This is a genomic window from Frankia sp. CpI1-P (assembly GCF_001421075.1).
Lineage (GTDB): Bacteria > Actinomycetota > Actinomycetes > Frankiales > Frankiaceae > Frankia > Frankia torreyi.
This window is the reverse complement of the sequence record NZ_LJJX01000116.1, coordinates 1-4,488: the sequence shown is the minus strand read 5'-3', so window position 1 is coordinate 4,488 and position 4,488 is coordinate 1. Positions and strand designations below refer to the sequence as shown.

Annotated in this window: 2 pseudogenes; both read left to right on the top strand. The window is 70.5% G+C overall.

Annotation, left to right across the window (positions count from 1 at the left end):
- Positions 1 to 2,034: 2,034 nt before the first annotated feature.
- Positions 2,035 to 2,931: pseudogene (locus tag FF86_RS61480) on the top strand (RHS repeat domain-containing protein); the annotation flags it as partial.
- A gap of 33 nt (positions 2,932 to 2,964) precedes the next feature.
- Positions 2,965 to 4,488, top strand: a pseudogene (locus tag FF86_RS63505) (sugar-binding protein); the annotation flags it as partial.

Sequence of the window (4,488 nt, the reverse complement as noted above, 5' to 3'; positions counted from 1 at the left end):
ATCCCGTTCATCGTCGACACGACCGCACCATCCGCCCCGACCGGACTGAGTTCGGCGGCGTGGGCGTCCGGTGGCTGGGCGTCGGCGACCTCGGGCACGTTCACCTGGACCTCGCCCGGCGGGGACACCCAGTCGTTCCTCTACGGCCTCGACCAGCCGTCCCCGGCGACGGAGACGACGGCCACGACGACCCCGTCGCTGACCACGACCGCCGGCCTGCACACCTTCTCCGTGCGGACGAAGGACAAGGCGGGCAACCTGTCGCCGGTCGTCTCCTACGGCTTCGGGGTGGGTGCGGGGGCGCTGGCGCAGCCGGCGGACGGCGCCCGCGTCCAGCGGTTCACGACGTTGGAGGGGCAGGCGCCGTCGGCGCAGACCCAGGTGACGTTCCAGTACCGGCTGGGTACGAACACCGCCACCGGCTGGACGGACGTGCCGACCGGCGCCGTGACCGTCGCGGGCACGTCGACGCATCCGTCGTGGCCGATGGCCCGCAACGGCTCGGGCCTGTTCGACAGACTGACCTGGGACCTCGCCGCCACGATGACCACCGCGGGCGCCGCGGACGGCCCGGTGCAGGTGCAGGCCTGCTTCCGGGACGCGGCGAACACGGTGACCTGCGTGCCGGCGCACACGATCCAGTACACCCGGCACGCGTTCGCCGACGCCGAGGCCACCCACGCCGTCGGGCCGGGCTCGGTGGCCCTGCTGACCGGCGACTACGCGGTGTCCGCCACCGACGCGTCGATGCCGAGCTACACCGGCGACATCACCGTCGGGCGCACCTTCACCACCCTCGGCGTGAACGCCCCCGCCGGCGCCGCCCTCACGGTCGATCCGTCGACGCCGCCGGCGGTCGGCTGGAACGGCAACGGCTGCACGTCGGCGGGTAACGCGGTGACCGCGTCGTTCACGGCGCCGGCGAACGCGCTGCTGCTCGCCCTCGCCGACACCGGTTCGACCGGATCCGGCGCCAGCACCATCCCGGCGATCTCCGACTCGGGTGGGCTGTCCTGGATCCGGGTCGCCGGGTCCGGGGCGAACGACACCAAGGACGAGGCGGTCGCCTGGTGGGCGCGGACGTCGAGCTCCGCCGCACGCACCGTCACCCTGACCTCGTCGACGAATACCTGCTCGAAGTTCCTGCAGGTCCTCGTGGTGATGAACGCGAACCTGGCGACGCCGATCGGCGCGACGAACATCGGCCCGCCCGACGACACGACCGCAGGGGTGTTCAACCAGTCGGTGACGTCGACCGCGGCCGGGTCGATGGCCTTCGCCGCGGTCGCCGACTGGAACGCCGCGGCGGTCCCGACCCCCGGTTCCGGGGTGACGCTGCAGGGCAGCTACCACCAGTCGGACCTGACCGGTGCGGCGCTGTACAAGACGGCGGCGTCCTCCGCTCCCGGTCAGGCGCTGACCATCACCACCACCGCACCGTCCACGGCGACGAACTCGTGGTCGATGTTCGAGGTGCTGCCCGCGGGTGCGTCGAACACGATCTTCGGGNCGGGGTGGACGGCGAGCATGCCCGGCCCTGATGCCGGTGCCGCGGACGAGACGCTGGCGGACAGCACCGATTCCGGTGGCTATGTCACCTTCACCGACGACACCGGCGTCCAGGACGTCTACACCCGCGCCGGTACCGGCGGCTATCCGTACGCCTACACCGGCGTCGGCGACGACGCCGTCGACGGCAGCACCCTGACCAAGGACTCCGCGACCCAGTTCACCCACACCGACGTCGACGGCACGAAGACCGTCTTCACCGCTCAGGTCGTCGGGGGTGTGACGACCTGGCATGCCAGTCAGGTCATCGAGCCCGGCTCGAACACCACGTCGACCTACACCACCGACTCCGCGGGCCGGGTCACCCGCATCCTCGCCCCCGTCCCCGCCGGGGTGTCGTGCACGACGCTCGGCGCCGGCTGCCGCGCGCTGACCCTGACGTACGCGACGTCGACCACCGCGACCGGCACCGGCACCGACCCGGCGACCTGGGGCGACTACACCGGCCGGGTCAGCGGGATCGNGATGGCGCTCAACGGCGCCGCGCCGGTGAACGTGGCCGCCTACGCCTACGACTCCGCCGGCCGGCTGCGTTCGGCGAAGGACCCCCGCACCAACCTGATCACCACCTACAGCTACGACACGGCCGGCCGGCTCGCCCAGATCACCCCGCCCGGCCAGGCCACCTGGACGCTGGCCTACGACAGTTCCGGGCGGATCTCGACGGTGTCCCGCCCGACCCCCGGCGGGTCGACGGCGACGCAGACGGTCGCCTACGACATCGCGGTCACCGGCGGCACCGCCCCGATCGACCTGTCGGCCGGGGCGGTCGCCGCCTGGGCGCAGCAGGACCTGCCGCTCTACGGCGCCGGCGTGTTCACCGCCGATCATGTGCCGCCGTCACCGCCGTCGCCACAGGACTGGCCGTACGCCGACCTGACCTACCTGAACAGCGACGGCCGGCAGGTCAACAGCGCCTCCTACGGCAACGGCGCCTGGCAGATCACCACCACCGAACACGACACCAAGGGCAACACCATCCGCACGCTGTCCGCGGAGAACCGCAACCAGGCACTGACCCCGACCGCGGACACCGACCCGACCGTGGCGGCACTGACCAGCTCCGCGGCCCGTTCCCAGCGGCTCGACGAGCAGACCGCGTACACCGCGGACGGGGTGTCGGTGGCCGACACGTACGGCCCGACGCATCAGATCGTGGACAACGGCGGCGCCCGCTACTCGGGTCGCGAGCACGTCCACACCGACTACGACCAGGGCGCCCCGTCGTCGCCGACCCCCTACCGGCTGGCGACGACGGTGACCACGACGATTCGCCTGGCCGACGGCAGCGACGCCGACCCGCGCAAGACCGTCAACGGCTACGAGGCGAAGAGCGGCGCGGACGCGGCAACATCCGGGTGGNACCTGCGCAAGCCGACGACGGTGACGACCTGGATGGGCGGCGGCTCCACCCCGGACATCGTCCGCACGACCTACTACAACGCGGCCGGCAACGTCGTAGAGTCCCGCCAGCCGAAGGCGAGCAGCTCCGGTGGCGACGCCTACACGACGCTGACCTCGTACTTCACCGCGACCGGGTCGGGAAGCTGCGTCAACGCCTCCTGGACCGGCCTGGCGTGCACGGAGGGTCCGGCGGCGCAGCCGTCGTCGGGGAATCCACTGCCGGTGTCGGCATACACGTACAACGACCTGAACGAGGTGCTGACCAACGTCGAGACGGTCAACTCGACGACCCGGACCACGACCTACACCTACGACAGCGCCGGCCGGAAGACCTCCGAGGCCGTGGCGGCGAGCCCGGCGGCCGATGGCGGGAGCACGATCCCGACGGCCACCTACGCCTTCGACGCGTCGACGGGTCTGCCGACGACGACCACGGCGGACAGCGTCACGCTTACCACCGGCTACGACTCGTGGGGCCAGGTGACCTCGCAGACCGACGCCGACGGCAACACCGCGGCGACCACCTACGACATCGACGGCCGGGTCGCGACGGTGAACGACGGCAAGGGCACGTACACCTACACCTACGACGGTGGTTCGGGGGAGCACCGTGGCCTGCTGACGAGTCTCGATGTCGGCGCCGGCAGCGCGCCGTCGACGTTCACCGCGGGTTACAACGCCGATGGGAAGCTGACGTCGCAGACGTATCCGAACGGCCTGGTCGCGGCGACGCGGTATGACGACAACGGTGAGCCGACCGCGCTGAACTACACCAAGGATGGCACTCCGTGGCTGGCATTCGCCCAGGCCAACTCGATTTACGGCCAGATCCGGTTGGACGCGACGCCGGCATCGACGAAGTCGTTGGGTTATGACTTGTCGGGCCGGTTGACGTCGGTGGCGGATACGGTGAGTTATGGCGGTCCGGCGTCGTGCACGACGCGGTCGTATGGGTATGACGCGGATTCGAATCGGTTGTCGTTGACGAGCTACCCCGATGGTGGGGGTAGTGATGCGGGTACCTGCTCGACGTCAACATCGCCCAGCGGTTATTCTTTCGGCTATGACCAGGCTGATCGGCTCACGAACAGCGGGTATACCTATGATCTGTTCGGTCGGACGACGACGGACCCGTACCCGCCGGCCGGGTCGTCGGCGAGTCTCGGGTACTTCGTGAACGATCTGGTGGCGAGCGAGACCGTGGGTTCGTCGACGAGGACGTATGCGTTGGATCCGGCTCGGCGGGTTCGGTCGTGGTCGGACGGGTCGACCACGTCGGTGAACCATTACACGTCGGGGTCGGGGGACAGCCCGGCGTGGATCGGGGTCGGTTCGTCCTGGTCGCGGAACGTCAGCGGTATCGGCGGCGATCTGGCCGCGGTCCAGACCGATGGTGGTGCGGTGACGTTGCAGTTGGCGAACCTGCACGGTGATGTGGTCGCGACCGTCGACGACGCGACCTCGGCCGGTTCGCCGGCGAGCTATGCGGAGTCCACCGAGTTCGGCAGCCCCTAC